We start from the raw sequence: 2,839 nt of genomic DNA, 5'->3' as shown, positions 1-2,839 counted from the left end.
GAAGCGCGCATCCTCCAGCATCGCCTCGCGGAAGCTCGCCTGGCCGGCGACGATGCCGCGGAAATCCGTGCCGCTGAGGTCGGCCTCGCCGAGGTCGGCGGCCTCGGGCCCGACATCCTCTCGGGCAAGGTCCGCGGGCGGACGGTGGTCGAGGTCGGCTGAACCCGCGCGGCCTCGACTGGCCGCCCGCGGGTGATTGAGTCGGCGGCCGAACGGAACCGCGGCGCAAGCTCGGGCATTCTTGCCGCATGAGCATTGCATTCGTTCGCGAGAAGGAGGGCGGGGAAGCCTTCGAGGACCTCCCCGACCGCCCGATCTCCCCCCACACCAACTTCGTCACCCCGGCCGGGCTCGAGCAGATCGAGAAGGAGGTCGCGCGCCTCCAGGCGGAGCAGGCCAAGCTCACGCCCGACGACAAGGCCGACACCGCCCGCGTCACGCGCGACCTGCGCTACTGGACGACGCGGCTCGGCACGGCCCAGCTCGTCGAGGCGGTCGAGGGCGACACGGTGCATTTCGGCTCGACGGTGACGGTCCAGCGCGAGGACGACGCCCGCCAGACCTTCCACATCGTCGGCGAGGACGAGGCGGACCCGGCCAAGGGCTCGATCGCCTACGTCGCCCCGCTCGCCCGGGCGATCACCGGCAAGGGCGTCGGCGACGTCGTCGAAGTGAACGGGCAAGAGGTCGAGATTTTGGAGATCAAGGCCGGTTGAGCACAGGCTCGCGCGCCCGGCGCTCGGGCGATGGCCGCCCTTCCAGCATCGGGCGCAACGCCACGACCGCGTCGCCGACGAAGTCCATGAAGGCCCGGACGCGCACCGAGTGGCGCAGGTCCGGGTGGGTCAGCATCCACAGGCTGTCGGCGAAGGGCGGCTCGGCCGACCCGAGGCGGCGCAAGGCCGGCCGCGCGTCGGCGCTGAGGCAGGGCAAAAGCCCGATCCCGATGCCGGCCTCCACCGCTTCGCACAGTCCGGTCACCGTGTTGAGACGAAGGGCGATGCGCTCCGGGTCGCCGTGCTCGGCGACGAAGCGCAGGAACCGCCCGTCGCCGACCGCCTCCGAAAGCGTCACCCAATCCGCCCGGCGCGGGTCCGCTTCCGCCCGGTCGGCGCGGCCGTAGAGCGCCCAGCCGAGGGTCGCGAGGCGGCGCCCGAACAGGTTGGGCGACGGGTCGTTGCTGGCGCGCACCGCCACGTCCGCGTCGCGGCGCGAGAGGTTCAGCGCGTCGTCGGACACCACCACGTCGAGGTGGATGCCCGGGCGGTGCGCGCGGAACGCGGCGAAGATCGGCATCAGCAGGTCGGTGACGAGGCCCGACGGCGCGGTGACCCGGAGCTGGCCGGTGGGTTCGGAGGCGCGCCCGGCGACCTCGCGCGCGAACTGCGACGCGGTCTCCTCCATGGCGCCGGCCGCCGCGACCATCGCGGTCCCGGCCTGCGTCGCCGCGTAGCCGGTGCGCGAGCGCTCGAACAGTCGGGTGCCGAGCGCCGCCTCGATCGCCGTCAGGCGCCGGAACGCCGTCGAGTGGTTGATGCCGAGCCGCGTGGCGGCCGCCGTCAGCCCGCCGTGGTCGGCGATGGCCTTGACCAGGCGGAAGTCGTCCCAGGGCGTCGCCATCCGTAAACCTTGCACGCATGCAAGATCGTTCTTGCAGATTGGGGCATTTGCGCAAGGCCCGGCCGGGACGATCTTGCGGCCAGCGCGAGGCGGCCGCCGATCCCGGCCCGGCCGCCCGGCCCTGCGAACGGAAGCCGACGATGACCAAGATCCTGGTGCTGTACTATTCCTCCTGGGGCCACGTGGAGACGCTTGCCCACGCCGCCGCCGAGGGCGCCCGCGAGGCCGGCGCCGAGGTGCACGTGAAGCGCGTGCCCGAGCTGGTGCCGGAAGAGGTCGCGCGGCAGTCGCACTACAAGCTCGACCAGTCATCCCCGATCGCCCAGCCCGACGAGCTCGCCGACTACGACGCGATCATCTTCGGGACGCCGACCCGCTACGGCAACATGGCCGCGCAGATGAAGCAGTTCATCGACCAGACCGGTGCCCTCTGGGCGAAGGGCGCGCTGGTCGGCAAGGTCGGCTCGGTGTTCACCTCCACCGCCACGCAGCATGGCGGGCAGGAGACGACGATCACCAGCTTCCACACCGTGCTGCTGCACCACGGCATGGTGATCGTCGGGTTGCCCTACGCGTTCCAGGGGATGAACGACGTCGGCACGGTGGCGGGCGGCACGCCCTACGGCGCCAGCACGATCGCGGGCGGCGACGGATCGCGCCGGCCGAGCGCGGTGGAACTCGACGGAGCGAAGTTCCAGGGCCGGCACGTGGCCGGGATCGCCGCCAAGCTCGCGGGCTGATCCGCGCCGGCGGCTCCGGCCATCGCGCCGAGGCCGCCTGAGGACGGCGCGCAAGAAAAAAGGCTCGGATTGCTCCGAGCCTGAAAGGGAAAAGGCCATTGGGGGCTGAACTGACCTTCGTGGATGGGAAACACCCCGCCCACGCATCGGTTCCGCGAGGCGCAACAATTATTTCAGCGCGGCGCCGCGGCCCGTCCGAGCCGGTCGAGGATCGCCTCGCCGAGGCCGTCCGCGGGGATCGGCGACACCGCGATCGTCGTCGCGCCGGAGGCGTCGAGGGCGCGCAAAGCCGCGAACAGCCGGGCGGCGGCTTCCGCGAGATCGCCGCGCGGGCTGAGGTTCAGCACGGCCCGCGCCTGCGCGATCCCGGCGGGCCGCGAGGCTCCGAACAGCAGCACCGCCTCGTCGGGCTCGATCGCCGTCGCATCGAGGCGCAGGCGCGCGCGCGGGGCGTAGTGCGAGGCGAGAAGCCCCGGGCC

The 2,839-nt window shown here is 72.4% G+C and carries 4 protein-coding genes and 1 pseudogene; 2 read left to right on the top strand and 3 right to left on the bottom strand.

Annotated elements, in window-relative coordinates; all coding sequences use genetic code 11:
* Window positions 1-84, bottom strand: a pseudogene (locus FV222_RS22060) (pentapeptide repeat-containing protein); the annotation flags it as partial.
* A gap of 164 nt (window positions 85-248) precedes the next feature.
* Between FV222_RS22060 and greA the strand changes: the two are divergent.
* Window positions 249-716, top strand: a complete 468-nt coding sequence (gene greA, locus FV222_RS22055; RefSeq protein ID WP_147753384.1) for a transcription elongation factor GreA — start codon at window positions 249-251, stop codon at window positions 714-716.
* Here the strand turns inward: greA and FV222_RS22050 are convergent.
* Window positions 703-1,620: a LysR family transcriptional regulator gene (locus FV222_RS22050; protein WP_147815644.1), complete on the bottom strand. Its 918-nt coding sequence runs from the start codon at window positions 1,618-1,620 to the stop codon at window positions 703-705. The genes greA and FV222_RS22050 overlap by 14 nt on opposite strands.
* Before the next feature lie 140 nt (window positions 1,621-1,760).
* Here FV222_RS22050 and wrbA point away from each other — a divergent pair, with 140 nt between their 5' ends.
* Window positions 1,761-2,360 (top strand): NAD(P)H:quinone oxidoreductase, encoded by a 600-nt coding sequence (gene wrbA, locus FV222_RS22045; protein ID WP_147764146.1) that lies wholly within the window; start codon window positions 1,761-1,763, stop codon window positions 2,358-2,360.
* A 173-nt stretch (window positions 2,361-2,533) separates the two neighbouring features.
* Here the strand turns inward: wrbA and FV222_RS22040 are convergent.
* Window positions 2,534-2,839 (bottom strand): Sua5 family C-terminal domain-containing protein (locus FV222_RS22040; protein ID WP_281406906.1); only part of this gene is annotated, 306 nt, incomplete at its 5' end.

The organism is Methylobacterium sp. WL103, from assembly GCF_008039885.1.
Taxonomy (GTDB): domain Bacteria; phylum Pseudomonadota; class Alphaproteobacteria; order Rhizobiales; family Beijerinckiaceae; genus Methylobacterium; species Methylobacterium cerastii.
This window is presented reverse-complemented; position numbering and strand designations above follow the sequence as displayed.

Bases quoted from the DNA above. Each gene is read 5' to 3' on its own strand.
- greA (WP_147753384.1), top strand. From the start codon at position 249: ATGAGCATTGCATTCGTTCGCGAGAAGGAGGGCGGGGAAGCCTTCGAG.
- FV222_RS22050 (WP_147815644.1), bottom strand. From the start codon at position 1,620: ATGGCGACGCCCTGGGACGACTTCCGCCTGGTCAAGGCCATCGCCGAC.
- wrbA (WP_147764146.1), top strand. From the start codon at position 1,761: ATGACCAAGATCCTGGTGCTGTACTATTCCTCCTGGGGCCACGTGGAG.